The organism is Pseudoflavonifractor gallinarum (assembly GCF_014982855.1).
In the GTDB taxonomy this organism is placed as follows: Bacteria; Bacillota; Clostridia; order Oscillospirales; family Oscillospiraceae; genus Pseudoflavonifractor_A; species Pseudoflavonifractor_A gallinarum.
Map to the genome: position 1 here is coordinate 1 of NZ_JADCKF010000007.1, position 22,151 is coordinate 22,151.

General features: G+C 58.7%; 19 protein-coding genes and 1 rRNA gene. 4 read left to right on the plus strand and 16 right to left on the minus strand.

Annotated features, from left to right (window positions below; genetic code table 11):
* The 5 genes from INF37_RS08460 to INF37_RS08480 form a co-directional block, all read right to left on the minus strand.
* A 16S ribosomal RNA gene (locus tag INF37_RS08460) occupies positions 1 to 114 on the minus strand; the annotation flags it as partial.
* A gap of 717 nt (positions 115 to 831) precedes the next feature.
* Positions 832 to 1,062, minus strand: coding sequence for a preprotein translocase subunit SecG (secG, locus tag INF37_RS08465; protein WP_101691301.1), 231 nt, complete (start codon positions 1,060 to 1,062; stop codon positions 832 to 834).
* Positions 1,063 to 1,196: 134 nt separating this feature from the next.
* Positions 1,197 to 3,230 (minus strand): FtsX-like permease family protein, encoded by a 2,034-nt coding sequence (locus INF37_RS08470; protein WP_193537696.1) that lies wholly within the window; start codon positions 3,228 to 3,230, stop codon positions 1,197 to 1,199.
* On the minus strand, positions 3,220 to 3,987 hold the full coding sequence (locus tag INF37_RS08475; protein WP_193537901.1) for an ABC transporter ATP-binding protein: 768 nt from the start codon (positions 3,985 to 3,987) through the stop codon (positions 3,220 to 3,222). The genes INF37_RS08470 and INF37_RS08475 overlap by 11 nt, the downstream gene beginning before the upstream one ends.
* Positions 3,988 to 4,091: 104 nt before the next feature.
* Positions 4,092 to 4,586: a phosphatase PAP2 family protein gene (locus INF37_RS08480; RefSeq protein ID WP_193537697.1), complete on the minus strand. Its 495-nt coding sequence runs from the start codon at positions 4,584 to 4,586 to the stop codon at positions 4,092 to 4,094.
* A 170-nt stretch (positions 4,587 to 4,756) separates the two neighbouring features.
* On the opposite strand from INF37_RS08480, the gene INF37_RS08485 reads away from it, so the two are divergent.
* The 3 genes from INF37_RS08485 to nagZ all read left to right on the plus strand — a co-directional run bounded on the left by INF37_RS08485 (position 4,757) and on the right by nagZ (position 8,621).
* Positions 4,757 to 5,317 carry a 4'-phosphopantetheinyl transferase family protein gene (locus INF37_RS08485; protein WP_235964271.1) on the plus strand — a complete coding sequence of 187 codons (561 nt, stop codon included), beginning with the start codon at positions 4,757 to 4,759 and terminating at the stop codon, positions 5,315 to 5,317.
* Positions 5,314 to 7,368, plus strand: a complete 2,055-nt coding sequence (gene rnr, locus INF37_RS08490) for a ribonuclease R (protein ID WP_193537699.1) — start codon at positions 5,314 to 5,316, stop codon at positions 7,366 to 7,368. Before INF37_RS08485 ends, rnr begins: the two co-directional genes overlap by 4 nt.
* 185 nt (positions 7,369 to 7,553) lie before the next feature.
* The gene (gene nagZ, locus INF37_RS08495) at positions 7,554 to 8,621 is read left to right on the plus strand and encodes a beta-N-acetylhexosaminidase (protein ID WP_235964272.1); all 1,068 of its coding nucleotides are present in this window, start codon (positions 7,554 to 7,556) and stop codon (positions 8,619 to 8,621) included.
* A gap of 123 nt (positions 8,622 to 8,744) precedes the next feature.
* On the opposite strand, the gene asnS is transcribed toward nagZ, so the two are convergent.
* The 3 genes from asnS to INF37_RS08510 all read right to left on the minus strand — a co-directional run bounded on the left by asnS (position 8,745) and on the right by INF37_RS08510 (position 11,547).
* Positions 8,745 to 10,139 (minus strand): asparagine--tRNA ligase, encoded by a 1,395-nt coding sequence (gene asnS / locus INF37_RS08500; RefSeq protein WP_101691306.1) that lies wholly within the window; start codon positions 10,137 to 10,139, stop codon positions 8,745 to 8,747.
* Positions 10,140 to 10,235: 96 nt separating this feature from the next.
* Positions 10,236 to 11,087, minus strand: a complete 852-nt coding sequence (locus INF37_RS08505) for a DUF3021 domain-containing protein (protein WP_193537703.1) — start codon at positions 11,085 to 11,087, stop codon at positions 10,236 to 10,238.
* A 16-nt stretch (positions 11,088 to 11,103) separates the two neighbouring features.
* Complete coding sequence (locus INF37_RS08510) at positions 11,104 to 11,547, minus strand: LytTR family DNA-binding domain-containing protein (protein ID WP_193537705.1); 444 nt, start codon at positions 11,545 to 11,547, stop codon at positions 11,104 to 11,106.
* Between the two features lie 292 nt (positions 11,548 to 11,839).
* Between INF37_RS08510 and INF37_RS08515 the strand changes: the two genes are divergently transcribed.
* Positions 11,840 to 13,231: a uracil-xanthine permease family protein gene (locus tag INF37_RS08515; RefSeq protein ID WP_101691309.1), complete on the plus strand. Its 1,392-nt coding sequence runs from the start codon at positions 11,840 to 11,842 to the stop codon at positions 13,229 to 13,231.
* A gap of 118 nt (positions 13,232 to 13,349) precedes the next feature.
* Here INF37_RS08515 and INF37_RS08520 read toward each other — a convergent pair whose 3' ends face one another.
* From INF37_RS08520 to INF37_RS08555, 8 genes are all read right to left on the minus strand, one after another.
* Positions 13,350 to 14,876, minus strand: coding sequence for an ABC transporter ATP-binding protein (locus INF37_RS08520; RefSeq protein WP_101691310.1), 1,527 nt, complete (start codon positions 14,874 to 14,876; stop codon positions 13,350 to 13,352).
* Positions 14,877 to 15,851, minus strand: coding sequence for an ABC transporter permease (locus INF37_RS08525; protein ID WP_101691311.1), 975 nt, complete (start codon positions 15,849 to 15,851; stop codon positions 14,877 to 14,879).
* A 2-nt stretch (positions 15,852 to 15,853) separates the two neighbouring features.
* Entirely contained in the window at positions 15,854 to 16,939 is a 1,086-nt protein-coding gene (locus INF37_RS08530; RefSeq protein WP_186964090.1) for an ABC transporter permease, read from the minus strand.
* Positions 16,940 to 17,071: 132 nt separating this feature from the next.
* Positions 17,072 to 18,103, minus strand: coding sequence for a BMP family protein (locus INF37_RS08535; protein ID WP_186964091.1), 1,032 nt, complete (start codon positions 18,101 to 18,103; stop codon positions 17,072 to 17,074).
* 240 nt (positions 18,104 to 18,343) lie between these two features.
* On the minus strand, positions 18,344 to 19,036 hold the full coding sequence (locus INF37_RS08540; RefSeq protein WP_193537706.1) for a methenyltetrahydromethanopterin cyclohydrolase: 693 nt from the start codon (positions 19,034 to 19,036) through the stop codon (positions 18,344 to 18,346).
* A 2-nt stretch (positions 19,037 to 19,038) separates the two neighbouring features.
* Positions 19,039 to 20,013, minus strand: a complete 975-nt coding sequence (locus INF37_RS08545; RefSeq protein ID WP_180956705.1) for a methenyltetrahydromethanopterin cyclohydrolase — start codon at positions 20,011 to 20,013, stop codon at positions 19,039 to 19,041.
* A gap of 85 nt (positions 20,014 to 20,098) precedes the next feature.
* Positions 20,099 to 21,133, minus strand: a complete 1,035-nt coding sequence (locus INF37_RS08550) for a zinc-dependent alcohol dehydrogenase (protein ID WP_193537708.1) — start codon at positions 21,131 to 21,133, stop codon at positions 20,099 to 20,101.
* Entirely contained in the window at positions 21,130 to 22,137 is a 1,008-nt protein-coding gene (locus tag INF37_RS08555) for a zinc-dependent alcohol dehydrogenase (protein WP_193537710.1), read from the minus strand. Before INF37_RS08555 ends, INF37_RS08550 begins: the two co-directional genes overlap by 4 nt.
* Positions 22,138 to 22,151: the final 14 nt, after the last annotated feature.

Sequence of the window (22,151 nt, forward strand, 5' to 3'; positions counted from 1 at the left end):
ACTAAGTAACCCAATCCGTTGTCCGAAAACTCCGTCATGAGCACTCCGTTCGACTTGCATGTGTTAAGCACGCCGCCAGCGTTCATCCTGAGCCAGGATCAAACTCTCAATAAAATGGTATCTAAACGCTTTCGCGCTTAAATCAATCTTATTGAAGCCTAATTCTTAGCTTCAAAGAAATTAATCAGTCGCCCCTTCACAAACTTGCGCTTGCGAAGGACAACTTGTCCTTCTGGTGTTTCGTGTTTCTTTCACGTTGTTTAATTTACAAGGTACACGCTCAACAGCTTTTCAGCTGTCAGTGCGCTATATTTTAGCACACTCTTTTTCGCTTGTCAAGCACTTTTTTCAGAAGTTTTTCGCTTCTTACTCAGCAGCACTCTCATTCAAGCTCGTTCGCTCTCGTCGAGGAACTCGTTTATTTTACCACACTCTTTCGAGTCTGTCAAGAACTTTTTTCAAGTTTTTTCGAGGTTTTCAACCCCGAATCACTCGATTTCAGTCCTTTTTCAACGACTTCCGTTCTCCCGAGCGAACTTATTCAGTTTACCACACGCTTCTCACTTTGTCAAGCACTTTTTTCAAGTCCCGCTCGAAGTCCGTCCAGCTTCCGCTCGGTTTCTTCTCACTTTTCGACTCGTTTCAGTGCCCTCTCGTGAGGCGCTCAGATAGAATACCACCCCACACCGCTTTTGTCAACACCTTTTTTCACTTTTTCTTTCCTTTTTTCGTTTTGCTTGGTTGCCCCCTATTCTTTGCTGCAAAGCAAACGCAAAACATCCCTCTCTGCTACCAGAGAGGGATGTTTCAAATCACCATATCGAATTCTCTTTAGATCAAGCTGATGACAACCAGAAGCACCATAAAGGCAATGGCCACCCACTTGGTCCAGCGGGCCAGCTTTGCGTCCCAGCCCTTCGCCTTATTCTTGGACATAAAGGTGTCTGCCACACCGGCGATGGTGCCGGACAGACCAGCGCTCTTTCCGGACTGGAGCATGACCACCATGATGAGCGCCAGCGCGATCAGAACGAGGACGACACTCAGGATAATCTTCACCACGTTACATCTTTCCTTTCGGCCCTGTGTGGGCGCTATCTTCTTATTGATGGGCTTGACTCTCGCGCCCATTTCAACGCGTGTTTTTTATGATAGCACAAAAGGGGGCCGATTTCAAGAGAAATTTCCCGTTTTTCTTACCGTTCCCGTACCATTCTGCGGCTTCCCCAGCAGGTAGCCAGAAAATAGGCGCCATATACTACCAGAATAATGAGAGCCGTCACGGTGCTGCTGGCCACCGCATCCAATTTCCCAATCTCCGCAATGACATCATTGGCCGCCTTGATCCCCACGATGGAATGGACCACAGCAAGCAGCAGCGGCAGGAAGAAGTAGAGAAAGACCTGAATATCAATGGAGCGGTCACGCATCTTTTCTTCCACACCCAGTTTCCGCAAAATGCGGTAGCGTCCCACATTGTCTGCCGCCTGGGAGAGCATTTGAAGCGCCAGCACTGCCGCGGAAGTGATGAGAAAGATGGTTCCCAGATAGAGCCCGATGAAGAGAACCAGGATCTTGGTCCCCATTGTGTCCAGATAGATAAACTGCTTTGTGCTCAGGGATAAGCCAAAGGCAGATGAGCCATCGGGATCGCTCCCGCGCTCCTCGACCTGGTCGAACAGGGTCTCATCCCAGACGTTCCAGAGCAGCTCCTCCGCATGTTCCTGGTCCACCCCTTCCGCGTAATCTCCTGCCAGATAATACTGGCGAAGCCATATTGTCTCCTTCTGCACGGTCTCCATTGCCTCGTCGGGCAGGATAATGACATCCGACAGGTCGATCTCACTGGTATAGAGCGCCCCGGTATGGTACACCTTGGGGTCGGGCGCATAGACATGGCCGCCAATCGAAAAAAGCGCCCCATCCTGCCAGGCCTCCCGCTCAGGCTTCCCGTAAGATTCCGGTTCGGTCCCCTCGGCCATGCCGCAGGTATTGGGCGCCAGAACCAAGGGCTTCTCTCCCCGCAGCGCGGTAAGGGCGTTGAAGTCTGAGAGGGACATGATATAGGCGTCGTTCAGTTCCCGGCCATCCTCCGCCAGCGGAATGGGTTCGTCCAGTTTTACTGCATACCGGCACACCACCGCAAAGTCGCCCAACCAGTTTTCCGGATCAAATCCCGCCTCCTCCAGTGCATCGGGCAGGTCCTCCCGCGCAAAGACAAAGTAGTCGTCATCCAGCCGCAGGGTCATGTCCAGCGGTGCAGTTCGCTCCACATTTCCCTCCACCGTGCTGTTGACCCCCACCGAACAGGCGGTGATCCCGATGGCCAGCAGGAGCAGCAGGCATACCACCGTCATAGAGAGATAGTTCGTGTTGATCTTGGCGTTGAATTGCCGCAGCACAAACATATTGAGGTTTTGATAATAGAGCCTCTTCCGGCTTTGACAGATCCGGAGCAGAAAGCCAGACAGCGACCGGAAAAAGAGCAGGGTCCCCGCCGTACCGAGGGCCAGCATCAGCCAAAAAATGCGGTCAATGGTCAAAAGCCCCCGTTTCAGCAGCAGTCCATAGGCCACGGCCAGAAGGACCACTCCCAGCACAAACATCACCGCAGAGGCGGCCACGGAACGAAGGCGGATCTGTTCATTCTGCCGCTGTGCCTGCAGAAGGCGGATCAGCTTCTGCCGCGCCACCAGCACACAGTTGCAGATTATCACTGCCAGAAAGATCACGCTGAAGTAGAGGACGGTCTTTCCCACGCCTCTCCAGGAAAAGACAAAGTGGAACTCGTCCACCGTCATCTGAAAGAGACTGGCCGTAAAGGCCGAGAGAAACTGCGCCAGGAAGAATCCCAGTCCAAGGCCGAACACCAAGGCCAGAAGTCCAATGAACATGGTCTCCGCGAACAGAAGCACCGCAATGGTCTTCTGCCCCATCCCCAGCAGCAGATAGGTGCCCAACTCCCGCTTTCTCCGCCGGAGAAGAAAGGTATTGGCATAGAGGATGAGTCCAGCCAGCACCACCGACACAAAGACCGACACCACATCGGTCAGTTGGAGGATGGCCCGGACATAGTCGGAGTTTTGTTCTGCCAGAAGCTCCATGACCCACTGGTTCTCCAGAGAATTGAATACGTAAAAGACACATACGCCAAAGAGCAGTGTAATGAAATAGATGGCATAATCCCGCATGCTCCGGGTGACATTTTTTCGGGCCAGTTTAAAGAACATCGCCGGAGTCACCTCCCAGAAGGGTCACGACCTCGATGATCTCTCCAAAGAAATCCTTGCGGCTCTTGTTGCCCCGCACCAGCTCGGTAAACTGCCGTCCATCCTTGATGAAGAGGATGCGGTGACAGTAGCTGGCGGTAAAGGCGTCGTGGGTCACCATCAGGATGGTGGCCTCCCGCTCCCGGTTGAGGGCCTCAAAACGGTCCAGCAGCAGGCGGGCCGACTTGGAGTCCAGCGCTCCGGTGGGCTCATCCGCCAGGATGAGGGCCGGATTTGTGATGATTGCCCGGGCTGCAGCCGTACGCTGACACTGTCCGCCCGACATCTGGTAGGGATATTTGTTCAGACAGTCTTCAATCTCCAGCAAACGGGCGGTCTCCCGCACCCTCCCCTCGATTTTTCCGACCGGAGTCCTGCGGATGGTCAGCGCTAGGGCAATATTTTCAAAGGCCGTCAGCGTGTCCAGCAGATTGCAGTCCTGAAAGATGAAGCCCAGGCGCTCCCGCCGGAACCGGGAGAGCTGCTTGCCGTTCAGTCGGGTGATCTCCCGGCCGTCAATGACGATCTGCCCCGCTGTGGGCGAGTCGATGGTGGACACACAGTTGAGCAGGGTGGTCTTGCCCGAGCCCGAGGCACCCATAATGCCCACAAATTCTCCAGGCAGCACCTCCAGACTGATATCGTCGATGGCCCGGGTCACATTGCCCCGGCCTCCATAGTACTTCTGCAAATGGGACACCGTAAGGATGGGTTCCATCATATCTCCTCCTTTGCTGCCTCCATTGTACCCGGTCTCAGCACCCGGTGCCATCGAATCGCCTTACAGAAAGGTGACATTTTTGTCAGGTTTCACTCTGTTTTTCAGATCAGCCAAAAGCCTACCCAGCCGGCCGCCACGGCCAGAAGGGCACCAGCCAATACATCCCTCGGAAAATGGACGCCACCCAGTACCCGGGCCGCCGCCAGCAGGAGCCCGACCGCCAGAAAGACCCATCCCATGGGCGGGCAGAGATACCACCACACCATGTCAATGAGAAAGACGCTGAACACATGGCGGCTGGGGAACGACTTCCCCCGGGTATCCTTGTGGATCAGGGGCTGGATCTCCAACACCTCATAGGGTCTCGGAACATTCAATCCCCGGCGCAGAACACTGAGCAGCACAAAGGAGATCCCAGGCACCAGAGTCGCCCGCCAGAAGCGCCCGTCCCGGTTCCAGATGAGCCAGAGCAGCAGCAGTGGATAACAGAGATAGCATACGCCAGTCAGTATGGTATTGAGCTGTTTCAGACGCAGTGCCCCTTTGGGATGCCGGGCAATGGGCGCCGTCCAGCGCTCATATTGTTCTTTTGTCATCCGAATCCTCCTAAATCCCGAGCCGGTCCGGAGCGAACGTTTTCCTCCAAACAGGGCTCGATTTTGATTTGCATTATACCGATTCTCTCCCCGGTATACAAGGGCGGCGTTGTAATCGCCCCGGGGATGGGTTACAATAAAATGAACCAAAGCAGAAAGGAGAGGGTGCCTTGCTCCAGCTCTGGATGATCTCTCACGCGTCGGGCAAGCAGGACGCCCACAGACTGCTGCACACCATTCTGAAAAAGTACTATGGATGTATTGACCCGACCTTTTCCACGCTTCCCGGTGGAAAACCGGTGCTGGCAGACTCCGCTCTCCACTTCAATCTCAGTCACAGCGGCCCCTTCGCCCTGTGCGGTGTGGGGGACCATCCCCTCGGCGTGGATGTGGAGCGGATCAAGCCACGCCGTCCCGGCCTTCCCCGCTATGTCCTCTCCGATGGGGAGTGGGACTGGTTTACCGCCCGGGGCAGCCGCTGGGAGGACTTTTACACCCTCTGGACCCTGAAAGAGAGCTATGTGAAATATACCGGCCGCGGTTTGGACTGCGCCCCCCGCTCCATTGTCGTTCCTCTGCTCTCCCCCGGGCAGAGCGGCACACAGGCCGGACTCTGGTTCTGTGCCTGGGGCGGCGAGGGCTGGCGGGCCGCCTGCTGCGGGGAGGAGGTCCCCTCCTCTCTTTCTTTAGACTCTCTCACTCTGACCGAATCAAAAAAGGAGAACTTATGACAAAATCCCATTCTGAGATCACCGGACTCTACCAGGCCGCCGGACGTGGCTTCGGCTTCGTCACCCCCGAGGGGGCCGCCGGACGGGAGGAGGACTATTTCATCCCGCCCCGGGCGGAACACGGCGCCTGGCACGGAGACACCGTCGCCATCCGTCCCGATCCCGGTCCCGCCGCACCGGGTGAGAAGCGCACTGCGAAAGTCACAGCCATTCTCCGACGGGGCAACCCCACCGTCACCGGCTCGGTGCGCAAGCACGGCCGGGAGGCCTGGCTGGTCCCCGCGGGGGACAAGCTGCGGGAGCCCATCCAGATCGTGGGCAAGCACCGGGCCCACGCCGGGGACCGGGCGGCGGTCCAGGTGACCAGCTATGGCACCTCCAAGCAGCCTCCCATGGGCACCCTGCTGGAGGTCTTCGGCCGGGACGGCAGCCGGGAGGCCGCTGTGGAGTCCATTCTCTTTGACCAGCATATCCAGCGGGAATTTCCGCCTCAGGTGCTGGAACAGGCCCGGCAGGCTCCCCAGGAGGTGCCCGCCTCTGCCCGGACCGGCCGTCTGGATCTCCGGGAGAAATGCATCATCACCATCGACGGCGCCAGCGCAAAAGATCTGGATGACGCCGTCTCTCTGGAGCGCGATGAGCAGGGCCGACCGGTCCTCGGCGTCCACATCGCCGATGTGAGCCACTATGTCCCCATGGGTTCTCCCCTGGATGTGGAGGCCTGGCAGCGGGGCACCTCGGTCTATTTTGCCGACCAGGTCATCCCCATGCTGCCCACGGAGCTCTCCAACGGCATCTGTTCCCTGAATCCCCAGGTGGACCGCCTGACTCTCTCCTGTATCATGACTCTGCATCCGGACGGCTCCGTGGCAGACTACACCATCGCCCAGTCGGTCATCCGCACGACGGAACGCATGACCTACGAGGACTGTAATCTCCTCCTCTCGGACGCTGACCCCGCCCTGGCCCAGCGGTACGCCCACATTCTTCCCATGCTGCGGGACATGGCCGCCCTGGCTCAGATTTTGGAGGCCCGCCGGAAGCGCCGCGGAAGCCTGGATCTGGCCAGTCGGGAGAGCTACATCCTCTGCGATGAGAAGGGGCACCCTGTCTCCATCCAGGCCAGGACCCCTGGCGTCAGCGAGGGGCTTATCGAGTCCTTCATGCTGGCCGCCAACGAGTGTGTGGCCGCCCATCTCTCCCGCCTGGATGCCCCCGCGGTCTACCGCATCCACGAAAAGCCCTCACAGGAAAAGACCGAGGCCCTGCGCGCGCTTCTCTCCCCTCTGGGTTACTCTTTCCGGGAAGCCGATCACTTCTCCCTGCAAAAGCTGCTGGATGAGTCCCGGGGAAAGCCCGAGGAATTTCTGGTCCACACCGCGGTTCTCCGTGCCCTGATGAAGGCCCGGTATGATCCCCAGAACCTGGGGCACTTTGGGCTGGCCGCCTCGGATTACTGCCACTTCACCTCTCCCATCCGGCGCTATCCCGACCTGATGGTCCACCGCACCCTGACCGCACTGCTGGAGGGCACCCTGACCGGAAAGGCGGGGCAGAAACTCTCCTCCGCCGTCCCAAAGGCGGCCAAACAGGCCTCCGAGCGGGAACTGGCCGCCCAGACCGCCGAGCGGGAGATTGAGAAATGCTATCTGGCGGAGTTTATGGCCGACCATGTGGGCGAGACCTTCCCCGCCGCGGTCTCCGGCGTGACCCGGTTCGGACTCTTCGTTCTGACCGCCCTGGGCGTGGAGGGCTTCCTCCCGGTGGAGGCTCTCCCCGGCGGGCGCTATGCCTTTGACGAGAGCCGCATGACCCTCACCGGCCCCGGCGGAGATGTCTTTACACTAGGGACACTTTTGGAAGTGGTCTGTGCTTCCGCCGATCCCGGAAGCGGACAGATCAGTTTCCGCCTCCCCGGTATGGCTCCCGGTATTCCTACGCGCCGCATCTCCAGGGAGGGTGAGCGACCCGCGGAGCGCCGGGTCGGTAAGCGGCCCTCCCGGAAAGCAGGTCCCATTTCAAAATCCAGAAAGGGGCGAAAAAAGCGATGACGAAATATAATATTTTGTCGTCACTATTCCTTTTTGTATTTCTTTTCACCGGTTGTACTCCCCAATTGTCCGAACCCACGCCCTCCCCATCCACTTCACCCACAGCAGTCTCTTCCACCCCATCTCCCACTCCCACCCCCTCCCCTACCCCTACGCCAGACCCCGTCCAGGAGCAGTTGGATTCCATGACCCTGGGCCAAAAGGTGGGGCAGCTTCTGGTGGCTGGGATGGAAGGGTATACGCCAGGGGAGGACGCACTCTCCGCCATCCAGACCTATCAGGTGGGAGGTATCATACTCTTCTCCCGCAATGTGGAGAGCGCGCAGCAGCTGGCCCAGCTGACCAATGCACTCAAAGAGGCCAACGGAGAGTATATCCCCTTGCTGCTCTCCATCGACCAGGAGGGGGGACGGGTTTCCCGAATGCCCCCGGAGGTGGCCTCCCTCCCCGCTCCCCTGGTCTTTGGGCAAACGGGTGACGCCACTCTGGTCACGCGCTTCGGCAGAGTCCTGGGGGCGGAGTGCGCCGCCTTCGGACTGAATACCGACTATGCTCCCTCGCTGGACATCTGGTCCAATCCGGAAAATACGGTGATCGGCGATCGTGCTTTTGGCTCATCGGCCCAGACCGTGGCTCAGCTGGGGACCGCCGCCTGGCAGGGTGTGGCTGACCGGGGCGTGGTTCCGGTGGTCAAGCACTTCCCCGGCCACGGGGACACCGAGACCGACTCCCACCTGGGTCTCCCCGTGGTGGAAAAATCACTGGCCCAGTTGAAAGAGGAAGAGCTCCTCCCCTTTCTCACAGCCATCGAGCAGCAGGTCCCGGCCGTAATGGTGGCCCATATCCTGGAACGCGGGATTGACGGGGAGTACCCGGCTTCCCTCTCCCACAAGGTGGTCACCGGCCTCCTGCGGGAAGAGCTGGGCTTTCAGGGCGTCGTCTGTACCGATGACCTGACCATGGGTGCCATCTCCCAGACCTACGGGATGGATGAGGCCGCTGTCCTGGCGCTGGAGGCCGGATGTGACCTACTTCTGGTCTGCCATGGGGCGGACAACCTCTCAGCCGCCTATACAGGGATTTTGTCCGCCGTGGAGGAGGGCCGTCTCACCGAGGCGAGCCTGGATGAGAGCCTCTACCGCATTCTCACGCTCAAGCGTACCTATCACTTCACCAACGACCCGGTGCCCGCCCCCGATGTGGACACTCTGAACGCACAGATCTCCTCCCTCTTGGACCAGCTCCCCCGATGATCTTCCACATTCGGTTCAAAAATGTGCAAAAGGAGCCCGGACACACCAGCGTCCAGGCTCCTTATTGGTATAAAAAAGGACGTCACATGGACAGAACTATGTGACGTCCTTTCTGTTTTTCTCTTAGAATTCGGCATTGCCCACCGTGCGGGGATGGAGCTCCACATCGCGGATGTTGTTTACGCCGGTGAGGTACATGACCATGCGCTCAAAGCCCAGGCCGTATCCCGCATGCTTGCAGGAGCCATAGCGGCGCAGGTCCAGATACCACCAGTAGTCCTCGGGATTCATGCCCAGCTCGCGGATGCGGTTCTCCAGCAGCTCCAGGCGCTCCTCACGCTGGGAACCGCCGATGAGCTCGCCGATGCCGGGTACCAGGCAGTCGGCAGCAGCCACCGTCTTTCCGTCGTCGTTGAGGCGCATATAGAAGGCCTTGATGTCCTTGGGATAGTCGGTCACGAAGACGGGCTTCTGGAAGACCACCTCGGTGAGGTAGCGCTCGTGCTCGGTCTGGAGGTCGCAGCCCCACTCCACCTTGTAGTCGAACTTGTCATTGTTCTTCTTCAGGATCTCCACCGCATCGGTGTAGGTCACCCGCACGAAGTCAGAGGAAGCCACATGCTCCAGCCGCTCCTTGAGGCCCTTGTCCACAAAGGAGGAGAAGAAGTTCATCTCGTCGGGGCACTTCTCCATCACCGTGCGGATGATATACTTGATCATGTCCTCAGCGGTGTCCATATAGTCGTTCAGATCGGCAAAGGCCATCTCCGGCTCGATCATCCAGAACTCGGCGGCATGGCGCTGGGTGTTGGAGTTTTCCGCCCGGAAGGTGGGGCCAAAGGTGTAAACATTGCCGAAAGCCATAGCGAAGTTCTCGGCATTGAGCTGGCCGGAGACCGTGAGGTTGGCCCGCTTGCCGAAGAAATCCTGGCTGTAATCCACGCTGCCGTCCTCGTTCTTGGGAGGATTGGCCAGATCCAGCGTGGTCACCTGGAACATCTCACCCGCACCCTCGCAGTCACTGGCGGTGATGAGCGGCGTGTGGACATACACAAAGCCCCGATCCTGGAAGAAGCAGTGGATGGCATGGGCAGCCACAGAGCGTACACGGAACACCGCGGAGAAGAGGTTGGTGCGGGGACGCAGATGCTGGATGGTACGCAGATACTCCACGCTGTGACGCTTCTTCTGGAGGGGATAGTCCGGGGTAGAGGGGCCCTCCACCGTGATGGTCTGCGCCTTGAGCTCCAGGGGCTGCTTGGCCTCCGGCGTCAGGACTACCGTACCGGTCACCACAAAAGAGGTGCCCACATTGCACTTGGCAATCTCTTTGAAGTTTTCCACCTCATTGTCGGCAAAGACGACCTGAAGGTTTCGGAAGCAGGAGCCGTCATTGAGCTCCAGAAAACCGAAGGTCTTCATGTCCCGGATGGTGCGGGCCCAGCCGCAGACGGTGACGGTCTGTCCGCCAAAGGCCGCCTGATCGGCAAAGATCTGTGCGACAGTGGTTCGTTTCATGGTGGTTCAACTCCATTTTATCAAAGTAAGTCACCGTTTAGTATATCATTATTTCCCGATTTTGCAAGCATTCCTTGCTCTTTTGGGCATGAAACTTTATGCACTTTGTCCTTGCCGCCGGAAGCGCCTCCAAGCGCTTCCCAGGAGGTTCCCCAGCAGGGCAAAACAGAACGCAATGGGAACCATAATCCCGTCGGCCATGTTGGAGATCAAACGGGCCAGCGGAATAAACAGAAGAACCGCACCCGCACAGGCCAGCGGATAAAGGGGACAGAAGCCTTCTCTCCTTCCCAGAGAGAAGCCGGAGAAAAGCCCTCCCACCGGCAGCAGCACAAACCCATACAGAACGCTGAGCAGCGGCTTAGGCGGGCCATCCAGAAGGCGCAGAAGAAACGGCAGTACAAGGCACAGGATGACCGCAAATCCCAGGTAGGGGAGGCTCTCCTTCCATTTCAGCAGGGAGGGACCTGGTGCGAGACCCAATTTTTCCCGGATGGCGGCCACCTCGGCATACCACCCCACCCAGCGCCCCAGCCAGATGAGCAGATATACCGCCGTCAACAGCGCCAGATAGAACAGCAGGATCTCCCAGGACCAAATCCACCCCAATGTCCAGGCCGTCAGAGTAACGAGCAGGGCCGTCACCGCAAAGTGTGCCAAAGACCGGCAGACCAGCGCCGCTCCGCTCTCCGCAAAGGGCATGGTGGCCACTCCCACTGTGCCGCCCAGACTAAAGTAGAGTATACTCTGAATCACCAGCGCCAGCGGAGCCGATCCAGTCCACTCGCTCAGCGCCGGACTGACCAGGAGCGGAGGCGTACTGTTGAGCAGCGGGGGCGCACCCGCGCTCCATCCGTTTATCACCGCCCCCAGAAACGACAGCGTTACCAATCCCACAAGGCCGCCCGCCAGAATATGTACCATCCATGTTCTCCGCCGTGCTCTCATATCCATCCCTCCTGTGTCATGATAATTCCAGCGCTTCTTTGATTTTTTTCACAAAACGGCGGGAGACATAGCACACCGTTCCTCCCTCCAGAGTGATGCGGATTGTTCCAGTCAGGGACAGATCCAGCGCTGTGATCTTCCGCAAATTGAAGATCTCTGAGTGAGAAATCCGGACAAAGACATGCCGATCCAGCTTATTCTCCAGCTCATAGAGCCTCTCTTTCAGGTCATAGGTACCCTGTTCGTTTTCCGCCTTTACACGTCCCCCCTGCGCATAACAGCGCAGCAGGGAGTCCGCGCAAAGGGGAATCACCTGCTCCCCCAGTCGTCCCAACAGTACCTTTTCGTCCAAATCCATCAGCCGCTCCACCAATGCCCTTACTTCCGGCCCGTCCCGCTCCGCCTCCACAACCACCCGAACCCCTTCTGTTCCAGGCCGATAACGGACCTCCACCTGCACAATCCTCCCCTCCTTTCTCCTATGGTTTTAGTATATAAAACTTTCCGGAATGCGTCTATTCATTTCCCATACATGGCCGTTTTGCACAGATAAGTGGTGCCTTTTCCACTCCCCTTCCATCGCTTTGTCTAAAAAATATCTTGACATACTAAAAACTTTTCTTTATGATTAGCCATACAAAAAAGAACCGGTCTTTTCATTTTCTGTGGAAAGGAGATCACCGCCCCGCGCACGCAGTGCTCATACCAGCTACCATGGCATATGAAAGAAAAGTAATATGGAGGTCTTTAAGATGAATACTGCAGGAACATCCAACCACACCGACCGACGGGACGAAGACCGTCGTCTGATCTATCAACTCGACGGCAGACCCCGGCTGCGTACCGCCCTTCCCTTGGGCATGCAGCACGTCCTGGCTATGTTTACGTCAAACCTCGCCCCCATCCTCATCATTGCCGGGGCATGTAATCTCTCCGCCGCACAGACCGTTATTATGGTGCAGTGCGCCATGTTTGTCTCCGGTCTCACTACTTTCATCCAGCTCTATCCCATCAAGCTGGGCAAGAATAAGCAGATCGGTGCCAATCTGCCCATCGTCATGGGCACCTCCTTCGCCTTTGTTCCCACTGCTTCTACCATTGCAGCCACAGGCGGCATTGGAGCGGTCCTAGGCGGAAGCCTCTTGGGAAGCCTGACCGAAGTGATCATGGGCTTCTTCTATAAGTATATCCGCCGCTTCTTCCCCCCTCTGGTGGTGGGAAGCACGCTGGTCACCATCGGTGTAAACCTGCTCGGAGTCGGTGTGGACTATTTTGCCGGCGGCGCCGGTGCGGCCGACTACGGTTCCATCCGGAATCTCGCCATCGGCTTTATGGTTCTGGCCATCATTGTCCTGCTTCAGCGCTTTGGAAAGGGCCTGGTCAAGAACTCCGCAATCCTGATCGGTCTCGTTGTGGGTTATGTGGTCTGCGCCTTCCTGGGTATGGTGGACACCTCTACCATTACCGAGGCCGGCTGGGTAAGCCTGCCTCTGCCCCTGCAGTTTAAGCTCGTCTTCACTCCCTCTGCGGTCCTGAGCTTTGCCGCACTGTACATCGTCTCCGGCCTGGAGACCATCGGCAACACCTCCGGCATCACCATTGCCGGCTTTGACCGTGAGGCTACCGAGCGCGAGACCTCCGGCGCCATTCTGGCCGACGCACTGGGCTCCACCACCGCCGCATTCTTTAATGCGCTGCCCAACACCGCCTTTGGTCAGAACGCAGGCATCGTCTCCATGACCAAGGTGGTCAACAAGTGGTGCATCGCCACCGGTGCTTTTGTACTGATGATCTGCGGCTTCCTGCCCAAGCTGGGCGCCGTGTTCTCCGCCATCCCCTCTGCCGTTCTCGGCGGCGCCGTTATCTCCGTGTTTGGCATGATCCTGATCAACGGCATCAAGATGATCGCCAAGGCCGGCTTCAGCGAGCGCAATGTTCTGGTTCTGGGCATCACCTTTGCTCTGGGCCTGGGCCTCGGCAGCCATCCCGAAGCGGTGGCGCAGCTCCCCGGCGTTCTGCGCTTCATCTTCTCTGACTCGGTGGCCGCCACCTGTATCGTAGCCATCCTGGCCAACCTGATCTTCCCCATGAAGGATAAGGAAGACATCGAGCGGGCCAAGAAGGCCATGACCGACGCCGACTGATCGTTCCCGTCACACAAAAACCACAGTCCACTGTGCCGCTCCGGCCATGGACTGTGGTTTTCTTTCTCCGTTAAAAAAGTCCGGTATGGCTCTGCCATACCGGACTTTTTACACGTATTTAGGATGCCGTAGCCGCCTGTGTTCCCTTTACGCCTGCCATCAGCAGACCAATGCCCTCTTTTGTGGCGTCCCGATCCCGGACCACGCCCATGCATTCGCCCTCATAGATCACAGCGATCTGATCACTCAGCTCCAGAATCTCATCCAGCTCTGTGGAGACCAGCAGGATGGCACATCCCTCGGCACGGGCCTTCAGCAGGCATTTATGGACAAACTCCGTGGCGCCGATATCCAGTCCGCGGGTCGGGTGGACCGCCACCAGGAGCTTCGGATCCTGCTCCAAGATGCGTCCCACGATGATCTTCTGCTGATTGCCGCCGGAGAGCGCACCGGCCGGCACCTCCAAAGAGGCCGCACGGATGTCATAGAACTCCTGAAGGCTTTTGGCTTTTTCCTGGATGGCTTTCTTTTGGAGCAGGTGGCGCTTGGTGTAGGGCCGGTCCTGGATGGTCTCCAAAAAGAGATTTTCTTTTACCGACATGGAGAGCACCAGGCCCTGCTTATGCCGGTCCTCGGGGATATGTCCCACACCCGCGTCAATAAACTCTCTGGGGGTTTTTCCGGTCATATCCACCCCTTGGATGCGAATAGCGCCCCCCGTGGCGGGAAGCAGTCCGGTGATTCCCTTGACCAGCTCCGACTGTCCGTTTCCGTCTACACCGGCAAGGCCTACGATCTCTCCGGCACGGATCTGGAGGCTGAACTCCTTGATGATCTCCTTCTTGGCCTCATTGCAGACCGAGAGGTGATCCAGCTCCAGCACCACTTCCCCGGCCTCCTGCTCCGGCTTCTCCACGCCCAGTGTGACCTGACGGCCCACCATGGCAGAGGCCAGTGCCTCCGGATTGCAGTTGGCCAGATCGTCGATGCAGCCGGTGATCTTTCCCCGGCGGAGAATGCTGATCCGGTCGCTGATGCTCATGAGCTCATTGAGCTTGTGGCTGATAAAGACGATGCTGACGCCATCCTTCTTCAGCCGCTCCAGGGTGGCAAAGAGCTCGGTAATCTCCTGGGGGGTAAGTACAGCGGTGGGCTCATCCAGAATTAAGATCTTCGCCCCCCGGAACAGTACCTTCAGGATCTCCACCCGCTGCTGCTCGCCCACGGAGAGGGTGGATACCAACGCATGGGGATCCACTCTCAGGTCGTATTTCTCACTGGCTGCGGCAATTTTGGCCTCTGCATCCTTAATATCCAGGCGCAGCTCCTTCTGCATGCCCAGCACGATATTCTCCGCCACTGTAAAGGCGGGGATGAGCATAAAGTGCTGATGCACCATTCCGATCCCCAGCTCAATGGCGTGCTTGGGGGAAGAAATCTCCACCGGCTTTCCATTCAAATAGATCTCGCCCTCGTCCGCGCCATAGACACCGTAAATCACATTCATCAGGGTGGACTTACCCGCGCCGTTCTCACCCAGCAGTGCATGGATCTCACCGGGATAGAGGTCAAAGCTGATATGGTCGTTGGCCACATTGCTTCCAAACCGTTTTGTAATGTTGTGTACGCGCAATACCGGTTCCATTCAGTTCCCTCCCATTCTGCTGCGGCGGGCGGAGCGGCGGCGCCCCTTGTCCTTTTCAAAGGGAATGCTGTTGGCCGCCGGTCCCTTGGCCGCGCCCATAAAGAAGACCAGCGCAAAGAAGGTGATGAGATAGGGCATCATCATGTAGAAGTAATAGGGAATATCAAAGATGGTCTGCATCCGCAGCTGCAGCGCGTCGCCCGCGCCGAAGAGGATGGCGGCCAACGCAGCCCCCACAGGCGTCCACTTGCCAAAGACCACCGCGGCATAGGCAATGAAGCCACGGCCGGAGGACAGGTTATCATAGAAGGTATTGAGTCCTGTCAGGGTCAGGCTGGCTCCTGCCAGTCCGCAGAACAGGCCCGTGGTGAGGACCGCCAGCCAGCGGATGCGAATGACGTCCACGCCCGCCACATCCAGCGCCTGGGGATTTTCACCGGCGGCCCGCAGCTCCAGGCCCCGGCTGGTACGGAACAGGAAGAGGTTGAGGAGGATGAGCAGCACCACCGCAGCGTAGGTCAGCGGATGCTGGCTGAACAGGACCGGCCCCACAAAGGGCAGATCGCTCAGAACCGGAATATCCAGGTTGGCCATGCCAGGGCAGCTGGCCATCTGCGAATCGGTCCCGAAGAGGAAGCGGAAGAGTGTACTGGTAATACCGAGGGCCAGCGTGTTCAGGCCCACTGCGGATACCACCTGGTTGACCTTTACCTTAATACTCATAAAGGCGTGCAGTGCGGCCAGGAAGAGGCTCCCCACCATGGCGGTCAGAACGCCCAGCCATACGTTTTGGAAGAGATATGATCCCAGGTATCCGAAAAAGGCTCCCATCAGGATCTGTCCTTCCAGCGCCATGTTCAGAACACCGGAGCGCTCGGAAATGACGCCGCCCAGGGCCGCCAGCATCAGAGGCGTAGCCAGACGGAACGTGGCGGAGTAGAAATCCGGCGTTAAAAAGATATTCAGAAATTCCATGACTACGCCTCCTTCGCCATACTCTGGCTCTCTTTTTTCCGGAACAGTCCGCCCACCAGGCCGATAAAGTCAATGTTGGCGCGGCTGAAGCCAAGGATGCTCAGGATGATCACGCCCTGAATGATATAGAGGATGGTCACCGGGACGCCCATCATGATCTGCATCACGCTGGCACCGCTGCGCAGCGCGCCCAGGAAGATACCGGCAATCAGAACGCCGATGGGGTGCAGGTTGCCCATCAGGGCCACGGCGATGATATCGTATCCGGTATTGGGGGAGAAGTTCTGTACCATCAGATGCTGATAGCCCATGACCTGCGCCGAGCCGGCCAGTCCGGAGAGGGCGCCGCTGACGATGATGGCCAGGAGCAGATATTTGCGGGTATGAATGCCGGAGGTCCGGCTGGCCTCCGCGTTCTGGCCGACGGCCCGGAGCTTGAAGCCCACATCTGTCTTGTAGAAGATCAGGAAGAACAGCGCCACAATCAGCAGTGCCATGAGAAAGCTGGTGTTGAGCTCGCTGCCCGACATGATCTTGGAGAGCATGGCCGAGGTCTGAATCTTGGGGGACTGGTGGTTCAGCGCACCCGGCTCTTTGAAGAAGCTGGAGAGGGCGTAGTTGACAAAATACACGCCCACATAGTTGAGCAGCACCGATGTCACCGTCTCGTTATAGCCCTTGGAAATCTTCAAATAGCCGGGAATCAGAGCCCACAGGCCGCCGAAGATCATGCTGCCCAAAAAGCAGATGGGGATGTGCAGCCAGAAGGGAAGGCCAACCAGATTCACGCCCAGCCAGGTCGCCGCAAAGGCACCCAGATAGAGCTGACCTTCACCGCCGATATTAAAGATACCGCACCGGAAAGAAAGGGCAATGCCCAGGCCGCCCAGAATCAGCGGGGTCGCCAGCAGCAGGCTGGCGCCCAGATTGCTCTTTCCGATGAATGCGCCCTGAAACAGGGCCATAAAGGTCTCCACAGGATCCACACCCTGCCAGAGCAGCAATGCGCCGATGATGGCGAATGCCAGCAGCAGAGCAATCACGATGGAAATAAGGTAATTCACCATCGCACGGGCTCGCTTGTTCATGATCACTCCTCCAATATCTTTCCGAGTCCCTCTGAATGCACAAGTGGTGCAGCAACGGTCGGTCGCTGCACCACTTGGGGTCACGCTTCTGTCGCTCGTGTTCCTCTCGGATTCCGAGATCGAAATTCAGTTTTAGTACAGAGTGGGAATCTCCAGCTTGCCGTCCAGATAGTCCTGCATGGCCGCCTCTACTTCGGCCGCCTGCTCTTCGGTCAGTCCGTAGAACTCAGACATGCCCTGGGCGCCGTCCGGCATACCATAGACCTGCACGCCCTGCTCCATGGTGCCCTCGAGGTAACGCTCGGCAGTGGCCACATACACATCACCCACGGACTGGAGACCGGAGCAGATCACCGCGTCGGACAGATCATGCTGATCGCTGACCCAGCCGATGGCCTTGATCCCGGCATTCTCACAGGCCTGGTACACGCCCACAGCATACGCGTCGCCCATGGCCAGCAGTACGTCGCAGCCCTTGGAGATCAGAGACTCGGAAGCCTCCTTGGCCTTGGGCAGATCGTCCCAGGAGCCGGTAAATGCGGTGTACACTTCGATGTCCGGATTGACCGCCTTGGCGCCCAGCTCATAGGTGTCGATGTCCGCCTTGTTGTTGGGGGCATCATCGGGAGGAATGATGCCGATCTTCCCGGTCTCGGAGACCATGGCGGCCGCCATACCGCAGAAGTATCCGCATTCACCAAACTTAAAGACGGTTCCGGTCAGGTTCCCCGCCTCTACATTGGCGTTGACTGCCACGAAGGTGGTATCCGGAAACTCAGGTGCCACCGTGCTCATCGGCTCGCCGAACTCAGCGCCATGACCGAAGATCAGGTCAAAGCCCTGGCGGGCGTAAGTCCGAATGACCTGAGGCATCTCGGCAACCGCTACCTTTTCCGTGTAAGCGGTTTCTACTCCGAGGGTCTCCTCAATGCGCTGAAGTCCTTCATATGCACTGGCATTCCAGCCGCCGTCATTCACGGCGCCGCCGCACACCAGAGCTACCTTGACCTCGGACGGGTCCTTTGCTCCCGTGGTCTCCGTCGTTCCTCCAGTCGGGGAACTGGCAGGGGGCGCAGAGTCTTCTGTCCCAACATTTCGCGAGCAGGCCGCCAGGCCAACAGCAAGTGCACCAGCCAGCAAGAGCGCCATCAGTTTCCGTTTCATTTGGGGATACCTCCTTCAATTTCTTAGAACTGTGTCTCTGAACTCCTCCGTTCGCGCTTTTTGTAATCGGTTACACTCTTGTTGCATTTACAGTACCACACTTCTGTTCACTTTGCAAGTATTACCTCCGCTTTTTTGTGGTACTTTTGTGTTTTTCTACTAAGTGCATAAATATCGCAAAATATTTTATATCTTAATAGCAACTATCTTTCATTAAACATTGCATTAGATGATAAATTATTATCTTTTTCCATATGTACAAGCGGTTACAAGTTCATGCACAAAAAACTCTTCCATATCCATGCCCTCGATGGCCCGGCGGATGGCGCTGCCCTCTCCCCGCACCCAGAGCGAAATGGCGGTATGCCGTTTTGCCATCTCCAGGCGGCGGCAGCGGGTCTCCTCCACATCCTGCGTCATAGCCGCCAGCGGACAGCTGCTCCATCCCCACAGAATTTCGGATACGCCTTCCCGCTCCAGGGCCTGCACGCACTGCGCCATCAGATCGGCAGCCTCCATAATGCCGGTAAACAGGCTGTTGGGGCCTGCACTCACCACATTTCCCTTCCAGCCCTTTTCTTCCGCCAGGGGGCGGTCAGTCACACCCAGCACATATCCTTCTTCTCCCCGGACGCCATAGATCCCCTGTTCGTCCCGCTGAAAGGCCCGGGCCGTGCCCACCGGGTCATCCAGGAAGAGTTCCAGTGCCGGGATCTGCATCCCGTCGGCCATCTGCCGCTGGGTATAGCTTACCTGTCCACGGCCGCCGCTCAGGCCCTCCAGCACACATTTGGCCACCATCCAGCCGCCGGGCACGTCCCATCCGGCATCGATCCAGGTCCCCTGCTCCCGCGCTTGTACCGCGCAGTGGTTGGCGCCGGCCTCTTCGATCAGGTTCTGAAAACACTGAGCTGCTTTTTCTCTCCATTCCATCCTTACTTTCCTCCATTCGATCCCAAAAAGGCCTGTTCCAACACGCCATGGTGCAGGGCACCGTACGAAAATGAATGCCCGGTACGCAGATTAAAGAAATTGACCCGGCAGGGCGCATCCCACTCCCGGGGCACATTGCGCCAGAGGTAATCACAGCGGGCAAAGAGCGTCTCAAAGGGAATCCCGTAGACATCTCCATTCTTGTTGAAGGGCAGGATGGTCTCCAGCCGGGTGATCTCCTCATCCGCACAGTCTACATAGAGGTTGGTCTCCTGCCCGTAGATCAGGCCGTCGTTTACCCGCCCATAGGCCAGCTGCTCATCGTCCACCACCGCTGGGATGGGCGCGCTCCCGCAGGCCTGTACAATGGCGTCGATGGGGAATCCCTGGTCCAGCAGACTGGGCAGGCTCTGCTCCACATTGCGGGCGCAGACCTGGGCCGCTCCGGTCAGAGTTCCCGTCCGGGCGGCCAGCAGGTAGAGATCTCTGGGATGCCGTCCCACGGCTCCGGCGATCAATTCGGTCATCCCCTCATCGGGCAGCTCATCGATCTGGATATGGGCCACGATCTTCCGGGGCGCCGGGTCCCGGTAGGAGACCGCCTGGGCAAAGTGATCCGTTCCGGTGACGGAGCGCAGCGGCCCGGAGACTGAGCGCTTGACCCCCTGATATTCGATGTAGAGAAAGGCATCATGGGCCGCCAGCTCGGCCACGGCCGCCCGGTCCACGAAGATGTTCGCCGTGGGAAGGCGATGGCTCCCCACCTGCATGGTCCCATAGGTCAGCTCTCCCAGTCCCCCCAGATTGGACTGGGTAAAATACTTGGCCGCCATCCAGCCTCCCTTGGCAAAGACCCCCATATCCAACACGGTGGCTCCGTTTTTCAGTACATGGACTTGTACCCCCAGCGCGTCCAGATGGGGCAGAATGTTCTCCTCGATGATGCGGCAGGCCCGCTCATTGAGTGAATAGCACACGCTGATTCCTCCTTTCTGTAAGTGATCCATTTGGTTCCCATACCATAAAAACGGCGGTCGCCCGCCGTTTTTATGGTTCTGTTTCTTATTCCCAGCGGAGCAGAATGCGGTGGATCTCCCGGTCGGTATCCGCCCGCTCCATCTCCTCCCGGAGATGCTCCATGGAGCCAAAGCTGAGATTCAGATCTCCAAACTCCACCTGTCCGCTGCCCAGCAGGCGCACGGCCTGTCGGAAGCTCTCCTTGTCATGTCGGATGGCGCCGGTCAGCACCAGCTCTTTGAAGTGGACCAGATCCAGATCTACCGGCGGCCGTTCCTCATGGGTGGGCGCATAGAGCATGACGTCCCCGCCGATCCGGGCGGCGTCCAGACACTCATTGACCGCCGCGGAGCCGCCCGCCGTGTAGACGACGGAGGCCGCCCCCATACCGCCAGTCTCCCGGCGTACCCGCTCGGGCCAGTATTCCGCCCCGGGATCCAGCACCAGATCGGCGCCCATCTTGGCTGCACGCTCCCGCCGGGCCGCACTGCGCTGTACCACGATGACCTTGTACCCGCGCAGCTTGAGCAGTTTGAGGAAGAGCAGGCCCATCAGTCCGGCCCCAACGACCACCACGGTATCCCCGGCCACGCTCCGCAGGCGGTTGACCGCTCTCGTCACACAGGCTACCGGCTCGGCCAGGGCCGCGTAGTGAATGGGGGCATCCTCCGGGAAGGGGAAGATCTCATAGCTCTCGCACACCAGATAGTCCGAGAATCCGCCCGGACCGGAATAGCCCTTATCCGAAGGCTTGTCGTTTCCCAGACAGTGGTTGTCATAGCCCCGGCGGCAGAGCTCGCACTGATTGCAGCGGACCCATTTCGCCACCGACAACGGCATGCCCACCCGGATCTCCGAGGAGACCGCGGCCCCTGTCTCCACCACCCGTGCGGCGATCTCATGTCCTCCCACAAAGGGGAAGGGCATGCTCTCGGTCCCCGCATAGATATAGCGCTCCCAGGTGCACAGCCCGCAGGCCTCCACTTTTACCAGGACCTGCGTGTCCTTGAGGGGCGGGATCTCCCGTTCCACCTGGCGCAGCTCTCCCACGCCGTCGAACTGGATCTGTCTCATTTTCATTGTGCTGCCTCCTCTCCGCCGATGCGGAAGAGCGTTTTCATGCCCTTTTTGTCCAGAAGGTCCTCAAAGGCGGACTGCCAGTCTTCCAGCTCCACCTCGCCGGTCACCACCAGGCTCAGGTCCAGCCGTCCAGTCTCCTCCAGGCGCAGGGCCTGGTGCCAGTCCTTCCAGGTATGGCAGAAGGTCCCCTGGATCTTCCACTCCCGATAGACTACCTGGTCATAGGGCAGCGTCACCTCTCGGGTGGCGATGCCCACCTGGAGCAGGGTGCCGCCCTTTTCCAGCGCGCTCATGGCACTGCGGATGCCGCCCTGGGCCCCGGAGCAATCTACCGTCAGGGGATAAGACGCCCCGGGCCGCAGCTCTTCCAGCACGGAGATCCCGGCCGCGGCGGCCCGCTCCAGCCGCTCCCGGTCCACCTGGGTACCCAGCAGCTCCACCTGGCAGCCATAGGCCCGCAGGGTCAGGGCAGCCAGAAAGCCCATGGGGCCGGGTCCCACCACCAGCACCGGCATGCCGGGCTTGACTTCCACCAGCTCCACGGCGTGGATGATGCAGGCCAGCGGTTCGGTCAGGGCGCCCGCCTTCAGGCTCACCCCCTGGGGCAGGGGATGGATGTACTGGGGATCCACCAGCACATACTCGGCAAAGGCCCCCGGAATATCAAAGCCGATGGAGTGGCGATGGCTGCAGAGCTGATAGCGCCCGGTCTTACAGTAGGCGCAGCGTCCGCAGGTGGAGGCGGTGTGCTCAGCCGTCACCCGCTGTCCCACTGTAAAACCGCTCACGCCCTCGCCCAGCTCGGCGATGGTGCCGGAAAACTCATGCCCGTGGATCCCCTGGGGCAGGCCGCTCTCCTGCCCCAGGTAAATGTGGAGATCACTGCCGCAAATGCCGGCATAGGCCACCTTGATCTTGACCATACCGGGCGGGGTGACCGGCTCAGGCACCTCACCCATGGCAAAATCCCGCGGGGTATCGCTGTTTCTCAGCAGTGCGCGCATAAGTGTCTCCTTTC